Source organism: Serratia sp. AR11, from assembly GCF_056376275.1.
Genome location: NZ_CM150739.1, coordinates 3,283,185 through 3,300,891 on the forward strand (window position 1 = coordinate 3,283,185; position 17,707 = coordinate 3,300,891).

Genomic DNA, 17,707 nt, shown 5'->3' on the forward strand with positions numbered 1-17,707 from the left:
CCTGCAAAAGCCGTGCCGTGGTGGGTTACTTACTCACGCGATCGAGATACAGCATGCTGTTGGCGATATCCACTTTGGCGTTTTTAACGTTGTCGCGCAGCGCCACCAGCGTTTGCCCCTGCAATGCCACCACGTAAGGTGAGCTGGTCTGTAATTCACGCTGCAAGCTGGCGTAGTGCGCGGCGCGTTTTGCCCCGTCACCTTCCGCCGCCGCTGCGCGGGTTTCCGCACTCAGCGCCGGGATGTTCCACTGGGTACGCCATGCCAGGGTTTTCGGCCCGTTAGGCACGTTATAGGCAAAGGCGCTGGCGTTAGTGTTCGGATCCAGATAGTCGGCACCCCAATAGGTGAAAATGGCCTGGAAATCACGACTGCGCATCTTGCCCCACAGATCGCTTTCCACCACCGGATGGATATCCAGTTGCAAACCGGCCTTGGCAAAGCTGGCCTGCAGTACCTGGGCAATATCGGTATACGGCGGCTGGTTGATGACGATCAGATCAATGCGCGTACCTTCGGCAATCCCGGCGTCATGCAAAATCTGTTTGGCCCTGGCTACGTCGAGCTTGAACGGTTGGTCGTCGATCGCGCCATCCAGCCCCAGCGGCAGAAACGCCTGGTGAACACGGTACTGCCCCTTCAACAGGTTGTCGGCAATGGATTGATAGTCCACCAGCCAGCGCGCCGCCTGCCACAGGGCTGGGTTGCTCAACGCCGGCGTCTGTTTGCTGCCAGTGTTGAAGCCGAGATAATAGACTTTGGACGAGTCCTGCTGCTCTATCCTGACCCCCGGCTCTTTACGCAACGAATTGAACTGATCGGCACCCAGGTCGTAAGCCACGTCGGCGTCTCCTTTCAGCAGCAACAGGCGCCGGGTTCCGGCATCGCTGACGTTCTTCAGCAGCACCGTTTTTATCTTCGCCTGCGGTTGAGCGTAGTCGTTCCGACTGAATAACAGTGCCTCATGCGGCACATAGTTACTGACGCGATAAGGCCCTGCACCGGCGGAATTGGAACGCAGCCAGGCGTTGCCGAAATCTCCCTGTTGGCTGTGCTCACTCAACAGTTTCTCATCGACGATCGAGGCAACCGGCGCGGTCAACAGCCGCAGCGCCAGCCCACTACCGATACTGGCCGACCAGCTTAACTGCACCTGGTTATCGCCCAGCTTCTTCAACTGACTCTCGACGTTTTCCGGCGTCCAGCCAAATTCGCCGAGAATGAACGACGGCGCCTTGTTCAGTTTCACCGCTCTTACCAGGGAGAAGATCACATCCTCCGGCCGCACCGGATTACCGGAAGCAAAGCGCTGGTTTGCCTTCAGGGTAAAAATCAGGCTGCGACCGTCTGCCCCCGCCTGCCAACCGCTGGCCAACTCCGGCGCCAGTTTTTCCGGCGTGGTACGGTCCGGCGTGAGCAACCGCTGATACAGATTGACCAGGTTGGCCGAGCTGACGGTTTCGAAACTTTCCGCCGGATCCAGGCTGATGATGCCTTCCAGCGAACTGACCACTACTAGCTGGTCTTTCGGGGTAGCCGCCTGTGCGCCAAAGCTCGCCGCCAGGGCGCTGAACAATAAGGTGGGGATTAACCGTTTCATTAGATGCACTCTCCAGAATTACGCGGATGCGTTATTTTTCGAGTGTAGGGGCAGTGGCTTAGATGAAGAACGACTATAAATTGCTTTATTTATTACGCAGATGTCTATTGATTTCAAATAATACCCGCCGGGTTAACGGCGGGCAGAATTCAGCTGACCAGACGGCCGTGCGCCATCGCCACCGAGCGATCGCACATGTGGTCGATCACATCGGCGTCGTGACTGACCAGGATCATCGTCAGGTCACCCGCCTGTTTCAGCTCATTGAGCAGGTTGAGGATCTCCGCCTGCACCGACATATCCAGCGCCGAGGTTGGCTCATCGAGCAACAGCAGTTTGGGTTTTAACAGCAGTGCGCGCACTATCGCTACCCGTTGACGTTGACCGCCGGAAAGCTGGTGCGGATAACGGTCCAACAAGCGCGGATCCAAGCCTACCTGACGAAAACCGGCGCTGATCTTTTGTTCGATATCACTCTCTTTGAGCAATTTCAGCGGCTCCGCCAGCGTGCGCAGCAAGCGATGTTTGGGGTGCAGCGAGGCATAAGGATCCTGAAACACCATCTGCACCTCGCGCCGCAACGTACCGGTGAACGGGCGACCCGGTTGCAAATTGCGCCCCAACAACTGGAAACCGCCGCTCCAGTTTTCATTCAGCCCGGCCAACACCCACAGCAGCGACGATTTACCGCAGCCGGAAGGCCCGACCAGGCCGAAACATTCGCCCGCTTCGATATGCAGGTTGACCTCATGCACCACGGTACGTACGTCATAGCCCTGCCGATGGCTGACGCTGAGGTTATCCAGTGTAATCAGGCTCATTTCAGCGACTCCAGCAACGCGCGATCCAACACCGGCAACAGTTTGCCATGGGTTTCCTTACTTGGCCGACACGACCACAGCGTGCGGGTATAGGGGTGAGTGGCCGAGGCCAGACGATCGGCGGGTAACTGATCCAGCAGTTCCCCCTTGTACATCACCAACACCCGTTCGCAGTAGTGCGCCACCTGTTGTAAATCGTGGCTGATCAAAATCAGGCCCATATTGCGCTGCTCCACCAGGTTCTCAATCAGTTGCAATACCTGATCGCGCATCTGGTGATCCAAAGCGGACGTGGGTTCGTCGGCAATCAGTAATTGCGGATCGTTAATCAACGCGATTGCCAGCATCACCCGTTGTCCCATGCCGCCAGACAGCTGGTGCGGGTAACGTTGACGCAGCGCGGCAGGGTCGGGCAAGCCAACCGCCGCCAGCATATCCAGCACCTTCTCTCGCCGTTCGGCGCGGCCCAGGCGGGTATGCAGCAGCAACGGCTCCTCCACCTGACGGCCAATCGGCTGGGTCGGGTTCAGCGCATGCTTGGGATCCTGCATTACCATCGCCACTTTGTTGCCGCGCAGACGGTTCCACTGACGCTCGCTCAGGCGTGCCAGATCGTCCCCGCCCAAGGTTAAACGCTGCGCCTGTAGCTGCAACGGCGGCGGCAGCAGCCCCATCAAGGCCCGCGCAGTCAGAGATTTGCCGGAACCGGATTCGCCGACCAGCGCCAGCCGCTCCTGTCCCATGCTGAAAGAAATGCCTTTGACCAGCGGCTGCGCGCCCGGCAGCGCTACCGATAGCCGTTCAACGGTCAATAAATTGTTATCAGTGCCCATGACGAGGATCCATTTTATCGCGCAGGCCGTCGCCCAACAGGTTAAAGGCCAGGCTGGCAAACAAGATCGCCCCACCCGGTACCGCGGCGACCCACCATTGGTCAAAAATCACTTTGCTGCCCTCGGCTACCATTGACCCCCATTCGGCAGTCGGTGGCGCCACGCCCATGCCGAGAAAGCCCAAACCGGCGGCAGACAGGATAATCCCGCCCAGGCTCAGCGCCGCACGCACCACTGCACTCGGCAGGCATAACGGCAAAATGTGCCCAATCATCAACCGCAGACCACCAATGCCCTGCATCCGCGCCGCCGCCAAATAATCACTGCGACGCAGCGCCAGCGTTTCTGCCCGCGCCTGCCGGGCGAAAGAAGGCCAACTGGTTAACGCCAACGCCAGCGCACCGTTCATCAACCCCGGCCCCAGCACGGCAACAAACGCCAGTGCGATCACCAGGCTGGGCAACGACAGAAAAATATCGGTTATGCGCATCAGAATACGCTCGACCCAGCCACCGAGATAACCGGCGCTAATGCCCACCAGCAGGCCAATCGGAATGGTCAGCAGCAGGATCAATGACACCAGGATCAGCGTTGGACGAGCCCCGTAAATCACCCGCGACAACAGGTCACGACCAAAGCCGTCGGTGCCCAGCCAATGGCCGGAAGAAGGCGGCAACAGTCGCAGCTCGATGTGTTGCAAATTGGGATCGAACGGCGCCAGCCAGGGGGCCAACAGCGCAGTGAGGATTAAAATAGCCACCAGCGTTGCGCCAATCGTTAGCGTGGTCAGTCGGCCGCGTGGGCGGTAAGCGGCGGCCGGTTCGCCCTGGGGTTCATGTTCAGAAAGATATTGGCTCATCGGGTTCGCGGGTCCACTAAATAGGTCAGCGCGTCGGCCAGCGCATTAAGCACCACAAAACAGGTGCCAATCAGCAAGGTGGCGCCAAGGATGGCCGGCGTATCGGCGGCAAACAGCGCGGTAGTCAGATAACGCCCTACACCGGGCCAGGCAAATACCGTTTCGGTCAATACCGCGCCCTCCAGCAGGCTGGCGTAGGACAGCGACAGTACGGTGATCAACGTGCCCAACACGTTGGGGAATACGTGACGCACCAGAATGCGCGCGCGGCTGGCCCCTTTGGAACGCGCCAGGGTAACGTACTCTTTATTGCACTCTTCCAGCATCGAGGCACGCAGTAAACGGGTGATGCCCGCCATCGACAGCAGCGCCAGCGCCACCACCGGCAGCCACAGGTGGCTGATGGCGTTGTAGAACATTTCACGATCGCCGGACAGCCAACTGTCAACCAGGATAAATCCGCTGCGCGGCTCCATGCTGTACAGATAGATATCGTCCAGCCGCCCCGGCCCCGCCGACCAATGCAATGTGGCATAAAACAGCAGCAGCCCCAGCAGGCTAAGCCAGAAGATCGGCACCGAATAGCCGATCAGTGACAGCAGGCGCGCCACGTTGTCCAGCCAGCCGCCCGGTTTGATCACCGCCAGAAACGCCAGCGTAATGCCGCCGACGGCGCCGAGGATGATCGCGCAGGTCGCCAGTTCCACCGTTGCCGGGAAGGTACGAAGTAAATCGCTCAGCACCGGCTGCGAAGTAATGCGTGAGATGCCCATATCCCCGTGCGCCAGATGCACCAGGTAACGCCAGAACTGCACCGGCAACGGCTGATCCAGCCCCAAATCATGGCGCACCTGAGCATAGGTCGCTTCGCTGGCGTGATCGCCGGCAATTTGCAACGTAGGATCGATCGGTGCCAGGTGTGAGAGCATAAAGGTGAACAGCAGCAGGCCAAGCAGCGTCAGCGACAGCGACAGCAAGCCGGTAAACAGCCTGCGGCCCCAGCGCCAACCGTGCCGGGCGAACCCGGCCGAAGAGGAACGGCTGATCATTACTTGCTGACCTTGCTGTAGAACACCATGTCAGGGTTGATGCCCTGCTCATAGCCTTTCAGGTTGTCGCGCACCGCAATCAGGCTGCGTGCCTGCAGACCGATCACAAACGGCGAGCTTTGCTGAACGGCTTGCTGCAACTGTTGGTAATCCACCACCCGTTTGGCGGTGTCATTTTCCGCCGTGGCCGCCAGCGTCAGCTTGTTCAGCACAGGGATCTGCCAGTTGGCACGCCAGGCCAGCGTTTTGCTGCCGTCTTCCGGGTTATAGGCGAAGGCGGCGGCGTTGGTATTTGGGTCAAAATAATCCGGCCCCCAGGAGGTCAGGGTCGCGTCGTAGTTGAGGGATTTGACCTTGGTGGAGACCTGTGCACTGAGGCCCGGCACCAGACTCACCTTCACCCCGCCCTGCGCGAAACTGGCCTGTAATGCCTGTGCGATATCCAGATACGGCGGCTGGTTGTTGACCTCCAGCTTAAAGCTGACGTCTTTCAAACCGGCCTTGGCCAGAATCTCCTTGGCCTTGGTCGGATTAAAACTGTAAGGCTTATCCTTCAACGCCCCCAGGTAACCCTCCGGCAGGAACGCCTGATGGGTCTGGAACTGCCCTTTCAGCAGATCGTCGGCAATGCCTTTATAGTCAAACAGCCAGCGCGCCGCCTCCCAAAATGCCGGGTTACCCAGTGCCGGTGACGCCTTGGCGTTGAACTGCAGGAAATAGAGTGAGGCATACGGGATCGCCAGCGGCTTGACGCCCGGCTTACCTTTCAGCGCTGCCATCTGGTCTGCACCAAGGTTTCGCGCAATATCGGCGTCCCCCTGTTCGATCAGCAAGCGGCGGGCGGCCGGATCCGGCACGTTCTTGATCAGGATGGTTTTCAGCGTGGGTGCGCCTTCCGGCGAGCCAGGGTTGGCGTCAAGCACCACCACTTCATGCGGCACATAGGTGCGAATTTTATACGGGCCGCTACCTGCGGAATGGCTGTTCAACCATTGATGACCAAAGTCATCACCCTGCTGATGTGCCAACGCTTCTTTGGCATCGACAATGGAAGACACCGGTGCCGAAAGCAGGCTAAGCACAAACGCCGGGCTGACGTTTTCGCTCCAGCTGATTTTTACCCGATGGTCATCAACCTTGGTCAGGTACTGGTCGACATTTTTAGCGTTCCAGCCCAGTTGAGTGAGGATAAACGACGGCTCCAGATTCAGCTTCACCACCCGCGACAGCGAGAAGATCACATCCTCCGGGCGCAGCGGATTGCCGCTGGCAAATTTGGCGTCCGGTCGCAGGGTAAAAGTCAGGCTGCGGTTGTCGCTGCCCGCCTGCCATTCGCTGGCCAGCGTCGGTTTAAGCTCAATCGGATTTTTTGGATCGGACTGGATCAGGCGTTGGTACAGGCTGTTAAATGACTGCACCGTGGTTAATTCAAAACCCTGAGCCGGATCAAAACTGACTACGTCATCGATTGACTGGGCAATGACCAACGTATTCGCCGGAGTTGCTGCCTGCGTGCTGAAACTGGCCGCCACGGCCAAAAACACCAAAGAAGGGACGAACGCTTTCATCAAAACTCTCCAAGCGGATGGAATTTATAGTAATTTCGCGAGTGTATGTGAGAGCCATCGGCAGGCGAAGGTACTTAAATAACTATAGATATTCTTTTTATGTCTATAGCTGCGATTTTGATTATTAAGCAGGCGGGGTTTTGCGGGTGGCGGCGCAATCGCCGTGGAAATTCTGAGTACTAGTGACATCTTTTGCGTACCGCTGCGCATAAGAGAAAACAACGTTTTGTACAGCCCCTTAGCAGCAATTAGTGTGCGACTAATTGCTACAGGGAGCTATCAAATGGAAGCAAACACGCCAACGGATGGCGGTAAAGATTCACATAATCGGGCGGTTCAACAAACAATTGAAGATATGAACACCGTGCTGGCCCAATCGGGGCTGTTCATTAGCCCATTGACCGAACAAGATCGCCGCTGGCAAAAGGGCAGAAAAAACGGTCATACGCTTAACTGGCGCTCACTGTTGAAATTTTATAACAGCACAGCGCTCAGGCCAGGAAGCTTTGCTTTTGTTTTCAGGTGGATTGCTGCGCCGTTGACTCGTGCTGGCTTTTGCCTGTGTTACTACCACCGAGTGGATAACGTCATCGAACTGGTCGCATTAGAGAGATTTACAGGCCATGCCGCTAAACATCCGCTAAGCGGTAATATGCTGCAACACTGCATGCACGCCCTCTACTTTTATGGCGTTAATCTGCGTGGGCAAGATCTGATAAGTGCAGCGCTGCCCAACATATTGATCAGCAACGTTCTCAACAATCATCTGCTCGAGCTTTATACCCGCCAGGCATCATTCACCGTGATACCCGGTACCATGAACTGCACAACGGATTTTAACTCGTTGAGAAAATACCTACGCCGCTTTAAAAAAATTCAGCGGTAAGTCCTTGCGTGATATGGTGTGTACAAATAACGTTCAAAAAGGAGAGCAGCATGAAGGACAGGGACCTGAACGACCCAACGCTAACCATTCAAGAAGAAAAAGAAATCATGATCGAAATTTTGCAGCGACAACTTCGCTGGCAAATGGCGAATCCACTGCCTCCTGAAGAAATCCCCATTTTGGAAGTCATTGGCCCAGTGCAAAAAAGCAAACGCCGTTTGGTGAGAAAACTGTTGAGAAAACAGCTTTAGCTTTATCTATCGCCGGGTGCTATGCCCGGCGCGTTTTCGCCGCCCTCTGAACTAAATCTGGTAGTCGATCACCGTATCGAGCTGTGAGGAAAATACCTTATCTTTGATTTCCGTCAGCGACAGCGTCGGGTTACACAGCTGGATAAATCGCCAGGCATAGTTACGTTGTAACTGACTGCGTTTCAAACCCAACCAAACGGTATTGGGTTCGAACAGATGTTCGGCATTAAGGCTGACCAACCCATGGTCGCGTTCCTTCTCGTAAGACATATCCGCCAACACCCCCACTCCCAACCCCAGTTCGACATAGGTCTTAATCACATCTGAATCCTGCGCGCTTAAGGCGATATCCGGCGTTAGCCCGGCGGCTTTGAAAGCGCTATCCAGCCGTGAACGGCCGGTAATACCCTGTCGATAGGTGATCAGCGGCAAGGTGCTTAGCATTTCCAGCGTCACCTGCGGCTGGCGGGTCAGTTCATGCCCTTCCGGTACCAGTATGGTGTGGTGCCAGCGGTAGTAGGGAAACGCCGCCAGAGACTCATCACTCATCAGGCGCTCACTGGCAATGCCGATATCGGCTTCGCCAGAGGCCAGCATGCCAACGATTTCCTCGGGGCTGCCCTGATTCAGCACTACTCTCACCCGTGGATACAGCGCGCGGAACTCTTTGATCACCCCCGGCAGGCTGTAGCGCGCCTGGGTATGGGTAGTGGCAATGTGCAACTGACCGGCGTCGTTGCTGCTGAATACGTCTGCCAGACGGCGGATATTATTGGCATCATTCAGGATGCGTTCTGCCACCACCAGCAGCTCTTTGCCCGGCTCGGTCATGCCTAATAAACGTTTGCCACGGCGGATAAATATCTCAATACCCAGTTCTTCTTCCAGTTCCCGAATATGACGACTGACCCCAGATTGTGAGGTAAATAAAGTGTTGGCTACCTCGGTCAGGTTGTAGTTGCAGCGCGCCGATTCCCGAATAATTTTTAATTGTTGAAAGTTCATCCACTCCCCCCGGTCGAACAATATTGTTAAACACAGTGATACGGAGTCTGGGGTAAGGGGACAAATAAGAAATAACCTTTAGTTATGCATTTTCATGCTAAGTGAATTTTTTCACCGCGGTGAATTAACTGTTTCCAAGCCAGAAAATAATCAATTCCTTTAATATTAATGAGATAAATACCCACTAATAAAGCATGGATTAAGTGCTCATGCAGAATAAAGTTATTAAATATAGGTATTAGATATATCAAATAAAAAAGGCTCAGCATGCTGAGCCTTATGAAAGCGCGGTGCGGGGATTATGCCGTCGCCTCTCCACCAACAGGGCCGGAGGTATTTTGCTGCAACCACTGCTGCACATAGCTGACCAAATCGCCAATGCAGTCGTCTTTCATACCATGGTTTCTCAGCTCGTTATCCAGTGAGAACAGGTACTGAGCGTTGGTGCCCAATGGCCCGCTGGCGCTGGCGATCAACGGCGCGATCACCTGGTGGCTGGTATCTTCTTCAAACAGCGGGTGCTGGGGGTTCATCACAAACACCAACGCGGTCACCACTTGGCCATCGGCCAGGGTGAGGTCACACCAGGTCGGCAAATAACAGCCGGTCAGCATTTCACGTTTCCACAGCAGTTCCAGCTCTTCGCGCAGTTTGGCTTCCGGCAGGCGGAACGCCAGACCGGTGGTATGGCCGCCCTCTTTCAGCGCCAGCATACGCCCCGGCTGATGCAAGGTGCCACGTCCGGCAGTCAACCGCAAACAGAAGGCACGGTGCCAACCTTGCAGCGTGGCCGGTCGCACTTCTTCGGATTCAAACACCGGGTTCCACATCAATGAACCGTAGCCGAAAACCCACACCGGGCTGTTATCCGGCCGGCGGGATAAAGTACAATCCAGTGAGGCCGCACGCTGCTCTGATGTCAGTAACAGCGACTCCTCAATGGTGCCGAATGCTGTTTTGCAATCCGCATTTTGCAGAAAATCTCGCGTTAACACCTTAACAACCTCCCGGGAATAAGATTGCTCATACTCCCTTGCCACTGTTCATCTTATACCCGTCATCTTTCAAGTTGCAGCGTTGTTATCTGCTTACAAGGCCCATCCATGGGCCTTGCCCTTTCAGGGCCGCTGCAAGCAGCGTTCAAATCTGTTTCCGACAGATTTGTCGCTCACCCCAGTTACTTAACTTTTGTAAGCGCCTGGGGATGAGCGAGCTGGTCGCCTAGCTGCAACTTGAAAGCTATAGGGTATATTTATTAGCTGCGGAATTTTATTAATTCTATAACCCTTTCCGCGATAATAATGACCTTATTCTTTTCTCGTGGAGCAATCAAGTTTCACGCGGGATTTAAAGTGAAAAAGTATTTGTACTCAGCAGCAATAATATCAAAAGGTAAAATGCCACACCTAAGCATAACCAGATGATGCCTCCCAATTAGGTTATCCCTTCGGAAAGAATGCCTGCTTTTGCGCAGCTGCCGTTGTCACCAGCCTCATCAGCAAACAATTCTCATTATCAAATGGCGTGATATACTCTGCGCCAAACGAACATAAGGAGAAACCCGTGACTACCGAAGCCCCACGCTCACGCGCACCCTACCTGATTGCAGTCAGTGCCATTCGCGATATTACCCCGCACCTGCGCCGTATCACCTTCACCGCGCCGGACCTGCGCTATTACCCGGCCAACGCCGCCGCCGCACACATTAAGGTTTTCCTACCGCTTGCAGGCCAGACACAACCGGATCTGCCGACACTGACCGAAAATGGCCCGCGCTGGGCAGCAGACGCGGTACGCCCCATTGTTCGCACCTATTCCATCCGTGCGGTGCGTCCAGAACTGGCAGAGGTCGACATTGAATTCGCCATTCATGATCACAGCGGCCCGGCCGTTGACTTTGCGCGCGCGGCAAAAGCCGGTGATAAAATTGGCATCAGTAACCCCGGTGGCCCGAAACCCATGCTGCCAGAGGCCGATTTCTACTGCCTGGCCGGCGATCCTTCTTCTTTACCCGCATTGGCGGCTTTGCTGGAAGGGCTACCGGCACACAGCGAAGGCAATGCCTTTATCCGTGTAGATAGCTCGGCCGACGTGATCGAGCTGAAAAAACCTGCAGGCCTTGAGCTAAGCTGGATTATTGGCGGCACCGAGAAAACCGCCGAGCTGATCACCCAGTTTTGCGCCTTGCCGCAGCCACAGGCCGCGACCCAATACTGGCTGGCCGGTGAAGATCGTCTGGTGGTTGAACTGCGCCGCTTCCTGCGCCGCGATCGTCAATGTGAGCGTAATCGGCTTTATGCCGTACCTTACTGGCGTGAGGGGTTAAACGAAGAGGGTTATCATAATAAACGGCATGAAATTATGGACAATATTGATGACTGATGTGGATTTTTTCCTTTATTAACGGTGTCATACACGCTCAAACTGCAATTTATGTGCCGTTAATGAAGTAATTTCATGTTACTGCGTAAAAGAAAGTAAAGAAAACCGCATCCCGTGCGGTTTTTTTGTTAACCTAGTCACATAAAGCAAGCATTTGCTTTCGCAACTAAAACAACATCACATCATTCCCCGGCACGCACCACCGGGTGTATCCTATTATTATTAAATATAATTACATTCTGGATGCGCAGAGTTGCCTTTAACGGCAGTCAGCGATGACGGGACCACGCTGTTTGAGAAGGAGTACCATCAAAATGAAGTCGCAAAACGATCCTGGCCGATCCAAATCCCGCCACACTGAGTATTCCCTGTTGCTCCCTATCGCCGCCCTGGTGGTGCTGAATCTGTGGGGCACTACCAGCAACTTTCCGCTGATCGTCGGCATTAACATCGTTGCCTTGATCGGTATTCTCAGCAGCGCGTTCAGCGTAGTGCGCCACGCCGACGTTCTGGCCCACCGCCTGGGTGAACCCTATGGCTCGCTGATCCTCAGCCTGTCGGTGGTGATCCTGGAAGTCAGCCTGATTTCAGCGCTGATGGCCACCGGCGACGCCGCGCCGGCGCTGATGCGCGATACGCTTTACTCGATCATTATGATTGTCAGCGCGGGGCTGGTCGGCGTTGCGCTGCTGCTTGGCGGCCGTAAATTCGCTACCCAGTACGTAAACCTGGGCGGCATAAAACAGTATCTGATGGCGATTTTCCCACTGGCGGTGATTGTGCTGGTGTTCCCGAGTGCGCTGCCCGGCGGTAACTTCACTACCGGTCAGGCACTGCTGGTTTCGGTGATTTCTGCCGCCATGTACGGTGTGTTCCTGGTGATCCAGACCAAAACTCACCAGAGCCTGTTTGTCTATGAGCACGAAGATGACGATGGCGATCCGCACCATGGCAAGCCTTCCTCGCACAGCAGTGCCTGGCATGCCGTTTGGCTGATCGTGCATCTGGTTGCGGTGATCGCGGTAACCAAGTTTAACGCCAATCCGCTGGAAGGTTTGTTGACCAAGGTAAATGCCCCGGCGCAATTTACCGGCTTCCTGGTCGCTCTGCTGATCCTGTCGCCTGAAGGTCTGGGGGCACTGCGTGCGGTATTGAATAATCAGGTACAGCGCGCCATGAACCTGTTCTTCGGCTCGGTGCTGGCTACCATTTCCCTGACGGTACCGGCGGTCACCGTCATCGCCACGCTGACCGGTCAGACGTTGATCTTCGGTTTGCAGACGCCACATATCGTGGTGATGCTGACGGTGTTGCTGCTGTGCCAGCTTTCGTTCTCCACCGGCAGAACCAACGTGCTGAACGGGACTGCGCACCTGGCGCTGTTCGCCGCCTATATGATGACTATCTTTGCCTGATTAACCGATGGGCGCCCTGTTGGCGCCCATCGCCTTTATAGCGCGAAAGTTTAAATCGCGAAGAAAATGCCCGCCGCAATCCCACCAAACAAAATCCATTTAATGATGTAATACCCGGTACGGTTCCACGCCTTCAGCCGCTTGCCCACTTTACGCACCGCATAAATGTACTTGAACAGCTTGTTGACGCCACCGGTGCGATCGCCCTCTTCATTGGGTGCGGTAGCCGCGCTCATCAGGTTACGCCCCAACCAGTGGTTGATGCCTTGCGCCCAGCGGAAACGCATCGGTCTTTCGATATCACAAAACAGGATCAGCCGGTTTTGCCCACTTTGGTTTTCGGCGAAATGCAGATAGGTCTCGTCAAACATCACCCCCTCACCATCACGCCAGCTATAACGCTCGCCATCCACTTCGATAAAGCAGCGGTCGTCATTCGGGGTAATCAGCCCCAGGTGATAACGCAGCGAACCGGCGTAAGGGTCGCGGTGACGCGGCAGGCGGCTGCCGTCCGGCAGTTCGGCAAACATCGCCGCCTTGACCGAAGGCAGGCTGCGTAACAAAGCCGTGGTCTGCGGACACAGGCTCATCGCCGACGGGTGGCTGTCTTCATACCATTTTAAATAGAAACGCTTCCAGCCGGTTTTGAAAAACGAATTGAATCCGGCGTCATTAAATTGATCCGAGGCTTTGATCTGTTGGATCGCCATCAGCTGCAGCCCTTCATCGCGAATGGTTTGCCAATTCTCCCGCAGCACCTGCAGTTCTGGAAATTGCTCCGGTTGCAGATAAGGCGTGGTCGGCACGCGTGAGAATAAATACATAAAAACGTTCAATGGCGCAGTGAAGGTCGAATGATCGGAAAGTTGCCGCCAGAAGGTGTAACGCACCCTGCCACGGTAATGGACATACACAACGCACAAAATAAATAGCAATAAAATAATATATTTCATGATTGAACCGCTTTGAAAATCCCAATGCCCAGTACGCCAACCCAGCATACTCCCAGATATTTCCTTTTGGCGGATGAACCCCTTCGCCCGTCTGGAACACCACTAAGCATTAACGCTAACCCAACTAAAATCTATACAAAAAACCACAATAGTTTACACAAGAGGTAAACAAGCGGAGATTGACGGTTCAGCGCTGTCCAACCAGGCCAACCAAAGCGGCCCGCCAAAGGCAATAAACAAAAATTAACTTTGCCGTTAAGCTATAAGTGGAACGTGTAAGTCACGGTAAAACAATAAATTAATAATTTGATTTCGATCAGTGCATCATAATCCCCCCATGTTTAACTCAGGGTGTTATTTAAAATAAATAACAACACCACGAACAATAATAAAAACAAATAATACGTGCGGGGAACATCATGAAAAAGGCCGCCGAGGCGGCCTTGAATTAGCAGGCAGGTTTTAACTGTAGGCGTTGAGCGTACGCTGGCACAGGGCGGAGCGGACGCAGTCTTGTTTGTCAAAGCGGATGATGCCGATCATTTCATCCTCCTCGAAGCGTTCCATCGCATCGCTGAGGCCGGACTTCACGCCGCGTGGCAAGTCGCATTGGGTGACGTCACCATTAACGATTACCGTTACGTTCTCACCCAAACGGGTCAGGAACATCTTCATCTGGCTGGCGGTTACGTTCTGGGCTTCATCCAGGATAACGACCGCATTTTCGAAGGTACGCCCGCGCATGTAGGCGAAAGGCGCGATCTCTACCTTGCCGATTTCCGGACGCAGGCAGTATTGCATAAAGGACGATCCTAAACGGCGCACCAGAATGTCATACACCGGACGGAAATAAGGGGCGAACTTCTCAGAAATATCCCCGGGTAAGAAACCGAGGTCTTCATCCGCCTGCAGAACCGGACGAGTAACGATAATCCGATCCACTTCTTTATGTATAAGGGCTTCTGCCGCTTTCGCAGCGCTGATGAAAGTTTTGCCGCAGCCGGCTTCACCGGTGGCAAAAATCAACTGCTTCTTATCTATGGCGATTAAGTAATGACCCTGAGCTTCGGTTCGTGCCTCTATGGGAGAGCTATCGCGCTTGTCACGTGCCATGCCGATAGACTCAACACCACCCATTTGTACCAGCGAGGTTACGGACTCTTCTTCAAGCTGGCGATGACTACGAGCGTCACGACGAATAACGCGTTTCGCTTCACGACGTGCTTTGATCACTGCTTTTTGTCTCATAGTGGCACCTTACAGTTTGTTTCACCTACCGCAACGGCCTGGCCGCGCGATTATGTTTCACACACAGATTAGGTTTCGGCTTCCTTTCGAGCCAACAATAGCCAATTGAAAAAGTGAATATACGGCGGGCGTGACGGCACACCGATGTTTCACGGGATAACGCGATTGCGTAATTAAAACCAGATTAAAAAGTGACAAGAATTTGTGATGACGAGAGTGCGGAGTAGCCAGGAAAAGAGAGTCGGAGCGAATGCCCTCGTTACAACGAGAAATCAGGGAAGGTCTGTTATTTTTTCTTTCTAGCCCAACCAAGGACTTTACCATTAGCGATCCCCGCAGTGTTATTTACAGCTTCGAGCTGTGCACCTTGTGAAAACTACCGCCAGATGATTACAGTATAATGACATTCAACCCTGCCGCGTTACTAAAATGTAAAAAATTTTAATCTTTTTTGTTTTCACGCGGCGCAAGAACACTATATCACGCCGATTACGTCATTCAATGAAATTTTTAACATGAATAATATCAAATAGTTACCATTAAATGGCGTTGATGACAGTTTGGTTTCCCGATTAAATTTCATCCAACTCAGAACCTGTCAATCCGCCGAAATTTATAAATAAAAAAGGCGGGAAAGCTCCCGCCCTGATGCTGAATGATTACGCCGACAGGCAAGTCCTGAAGTTACTCGAAGGTATAAGAGACGCTCAATCCGCCGCCCCAGTTTCTGCCCGGTGCCGGTTCGTAGTAACGGCCATTACCTTCATTAACGATCACCGACCCTACATATTGTCGGTCAAACAGATTATCTACCCGGCCGAAAACGTTAAGCATCCAATTACCCAGCGGATAGCGGTAGCCAGTATTCAAACCAACGGTGGTATAAGCCGGGGCCTGCTCCGTGTTGGCATCGTTAACTTCAATATCACTCATATAGCGCACCTCTGCGCCGGCATACCAACCTTCCGGTGGTGACCAGGCAAGCGAGGCATAGCCCATATTGCGCGCAATGCCCGGCATGCGGTTGCCACTGGGCACCATGTTGGTCGCCGAACACTGGCTGTCGCCGCACACATCATCGCGATAACGTGCATCCAGCAGCGTCCAGGCCAACTGTACCCGCCAGTCATAAGCGAATTGCTGATCCAGCGCCAGCTCCAAACCACGCCTGCGGGTCTGCCCAGCGTTTTTGTAGCTGGTGCGCCCGTTGCTGCTTTCATCCACCACGATTTCGTTGCGGGTGTCAGTCTGGAAAACGGCGGCGGTCAGCAGGCCATTGCCAATGCGGGTTTTACTGCCCAACTCCACCGTGTCGCTGGTCGAGGGATTCAGGCCGAAGTTCAGCCCGGCCTGATCGCCTGAACGGTAAGACAGTTCGTTAATGGTCGGCGTCTCAAAACCGCGACCGGCGGAAAGATACAGGTTCCAACCGCTCATCACCGCATAGTTGAGGGAACCGGCAGGCAGCCACTGATGGTAACTGGCGCTGCCGCTGTCATCGCCATTGGCACCGGTAACGTAGTGATCGTTAGAGTCGAAATTGACGGTGCTGTAACGCATTCCAACATCCAGCGTCAGCTGTTGCGTCAACTGCCATGAGGTTTGCAGGTAAGGATCCACATTCCACATCAGGTTGCGTTCGTTACGGCGCAGCGCTCCCTCGGTGCCCAACTCGGTGACGCCGTTGACCTGAGTAAAGTTTTCATACCCTTTACGCTGCTCGGTCATGGTTTCATAATCCAGCCCGCCGGTCAGGGTATATGGCACGCCCAGCTCGCCACGGTGCGTCCAGCGGGTATCAATCCCCTGATAATGGCGCGTCAGATCAATCACCCCACCCGGATGCTGCGCACTGCGCTGCTGTACCGCGACCGGGATCGACTGGTACTGAGTGGTTTCACGCTCACCGGCATACATCATGATGCTGAGATCGTCATCAACGCCCATCTCACGCTGGTAGTGCAACCCGGCCTGAGTTTGTGACGTGGTTTTGCGCGTATTGTACTGATCGGCTCGTGGTGCCTGGCGCGGATTATCGTGCCATTCGGCATTCGTCAGGCCGCCCGGATCGTTGGCGTTGATATCAACACTGTTGAACAGCAGCGTGAGCGTACTGACATCGTCGATGCGAACACCGAGCTTGGCATTACCAAGATTTTTCCGCGCGCCACTGTGGTCACGGAACCCCTGAGTGGTGAAACGGGTGCCGGAAATGGTGTAGTTGACATCACCGGCGTGGGTACCGTCACCGGTTGCCCCGGTGGCCTTGACGCCATAGCGCCAGGTGCCGTAGCTGCCGAAGTACGAACCGGCCTCAATGCGGGGCGGCTGTTGGCCGGTTTCGGTTTCCACATTCACCATGCCGCCGGAGGCGTTACCGTAGAGCGCGGAAAACGGGCCACGTAACACTTCCACCTTCTCGACCGAGTTAAGGTCAATATTCGAGGTCTGCCCCTGCCCATCCGGCATGGTGGCCGGAATGCCATCGACATAGATACGCACGCCGCGCACGCCATACATTGAGCGCGCGCCGAAACCACGCACCGAGAGCTGCAAATCCTGCGCATAGTTCTGGCGGTTCTGAATTTGCAGACCCGGCACGCTGCCCAGGCTTTCCGACAGGTTGATCTGCGGCCTCGCCTCACGGATTTGATCGCCCGTGACCACGCTGACGGCAGCCGGGGTTGAGAGTTCAGAAAGACCGCTGCGTTTGGCCGTGACCACCATGGTCTGTTCGCTATCCTTGTCCTGCGCAAAGCTGGCAGAAACAGGCAGTAGGGCTGGAATAACCAGCGCTGAAACTGCCAACCGGTTTTTATGAGTGCTTTTCATCAGGA

At 54.7% G+C, this 17,707-nt stretch carries 15 protein-coding genes; 4 read left to right on the forward strand and 11 right to left on the reverse strand.

The window, feature by feature from the left end; translation table 11 throughout:
• Positions 1 to 25: 25 nt before the first annotated feature.
• The 6 genes from ACSOSI_RS15465 to ACSOSI_RS15490 all read right to left on the reverse strand — a co-directional run bounded on the left by ACSOSI_RS15465 (position 26) and on the right by ACSOSI_RS15490 (position 6,730).
• Positions 26 to 1,600 carry an ABC transporter substrate-binding protein gene (locus ACSOSI_RS15465; RefSeq protein ID WP_476705730.1) on the reverse strand — a complete coding sequence of 525 codons (1,575 nt, stop codon included), beginning with the start codon at positions 1,598 to 1,600 and terminating at the stop codon, positions 26 to 28.
• 149 nt (positions 1,601 to 1,749) lie between these two features.
• The gene (locus tag ACSOSI_RS15470) at positions 1,750 to 2,421 is read right to left on the reverse strand and encodes an ABC transporter ATP-binding protein (protein WP_261128506.1); all 672 of its coding nucleotides are present in this window, start codon (positions 2,419 to 2,421) and stop codon (positions 1,750 to 1,752) included.
• Positions 2,418 to 3,254 (reverse strand): ABC transporter ATP-binding protein, encoded by an 837-nt coding sequence (locus ACSOSI_RS15475; protein ID WP_261128505.1) that lies wholly within the window; start codon positions 3,252 to 3,254, stop codon positions 2,418 to 2,420. Before ACSOSI_RS15475 ends, ACSOSI_RS15470 begins: the two co-directional genes overlap by 4 nt.
• Positions 3,244 to 4,113 carry an ABC transporter permease gene (locus ACSOSI_RS15480; RefSeq protein WP_135344178.1) on the reverse strand — a complete coding sequence of 290 codons (870 nt, stop codon included), beginning with the start codon at positions 4,111 to 4,113 and terminating at the stop codon, positions 3,244 to 3,246. The genes ACSOSI_RS15475 and ACSOSI_RS15480 overlap by 11 nt, the downstream gene beginning before the upstream one ends.
• The gene (locus ACSOSI_RS15485; RefSeq protein ID WP_476705731.1) at positions 4,110 to 5,162 is read right to left on the reverse strand and encodes an ABC transporter permease; all 1,053 of its coding nucleotides are present in this window, start codon (positions 5,160 to 5,162) and stop codon (positions 4,110 to 4,112) included. Before ACSOSI_RS15485 ends, ACSOSI_RS15480 begins: the two co-directional genes overlap by 4 nt.
• Entirely contained in the window at positions 5,162 to 6,730 is a 1,569-nt protein-coding gene (locus ACSOSI_RS15490) for an ABC transporter substrate-binding protein (RefSeq protein ID WP_476705732.1), read from the reverse strand. Before ACSOSI_RS15490 ends, ACSOSI_RS15485 begins: the two co-directional genes overlap by 1 nt.
• Before the next feature lie 283 nt (positions 6,731 to 7,013).
• On the opposite strand from ACSOSI_RS15490, the gene ACSOSI_RS15495 reads away from it, so the two are divergent.
• On the forward strand, positions 7,014 to 7,616 hold the full coding sequence (locus ACSOSI_RS15495) for a hypothetical protein (protein ID WP_476705733.1): 603 nt from the start codon (positions 7,014 to 7,016) through the stop codon (positions 7,614 to 7,616).
• Positions 7,617 to 7,666: 50 nt separating this feature from the next.
• Entirely contained in the window at positions 7,667 to 7,867 is a 201-nt protein-coding gene (locus tag ACSOSI_RS15500) for a hypothetical protein (RefSeq protein ID WP_476705734.1), read from the forward strand.
• Positions 7,868 to 7,918: 51 nt separating this feature from the next.
• Here the strand turns inward: ACSOSI_RS15500 and cbl are convergent, their stop codons facing one another.
• Both cbl and ACSOSI_RS15510 read right to left on the reverse strand, forming a co-directional pair.
• Positions 7,919 to 8,872 (reverse strand): HTH-type transcriptional regulator Cbl, encoded by a 954-nt coding sequence (gene cbl / locus ACSOSI_RS15505; RefSeq protein WP_012145640.1) that lies wholly within the window; start codon positions 8,870 to 8,872, stop codon positions 7,919 to 7,921.
• 299 nt (positions 8,873 to 9,171) lie between these two features.
• A complete protein-coding gene (locus ACSOSI_RS15510; RefSeq protein WP_017893197.1) occupies positions 9,172 to 9,867 on the reverse strand; it encodes a gamma-glutamylcyclotransferase in 696 nt (231 codons plus the stop codon).
• A 568-nt stretch (positions 9,868 to 10,435) separates the two neighbouring features.
• Between ACSOSI_RS15510 and ACSOSI_RS15515 the strand changes: the two genes are divergently transcribed.
• Positions 10,436 to 11,254: a siderophore-interacting protein gene (locus ACSOSI_RS15515; protein WP_012145642.1), complete on the forward strand. Its 819-nt coding sequence runs from the start codon at positions 10,436 to 10,438 to the stop codon at positions 11,252 to 11,254.
• Between the two features lie 314 nt (positions 11,255 to 11,568).
• A complete protein-coding gene (gene chaA / locus ACSOSI_RS15520; RefSeq protein ID WP_012145643.1) occupies positions 11,569 to 12,669 on the forward strand; it encodes a sodium-potassium/proton antiporter ChaA in 1,101 nt (366 codons plus the stop codon).
• Between the two features lie 50 nt (positions 12,670 to 12,719).
• Here the strand turns inward: chaA and lpxO are convergent, their stop codons facing one another.
• The 3 genes from lpxO to pqqU all read right to left on the reverse strand — a co-directional run bounded on the left by lpxO (position 12,720) and on the right by pqqU (position 17,702).
• Positions 12,720 to 13,622, reverse strand: a complete 903-nt coding sequence (lpxO, locus tag ACSOSI_RS15525; RefSeq protein WP_129939756.1) for a lipid A hydroxylase LpxO — start codon at positions 13,620 to 13,622, stop codon at positions 12,720 to 12,722.
• Positions 13,623 to 14,084: 462 nt separating this feature from the next.
• Entirely contained in the window at positions 14,085 to 14,870 is a 786-nt protein-coding gene (phoH, locus tag ACSOSI_RS15530) for a phosphate starvation-inducible protein PhoH (RefSeq protein WP_004945903.1), read from the reverse strand.
• A gap of 684 nt (positions 14,871 to 15,554) precedes the next feature.
• A complete protein-coding gene (gene pqqU / locus ACSOSI_RS15535) occupies positions 15,555 to 17,702 on the reverse strand; it encodes a TonB-dependent receptor PqqU (RefSeq protein WP_012145648.1) in 2,148 nt (715 codons plus the stop codon).
• Positions 17,703 to 17,707 lie beyond the last annotated feature (5 nt).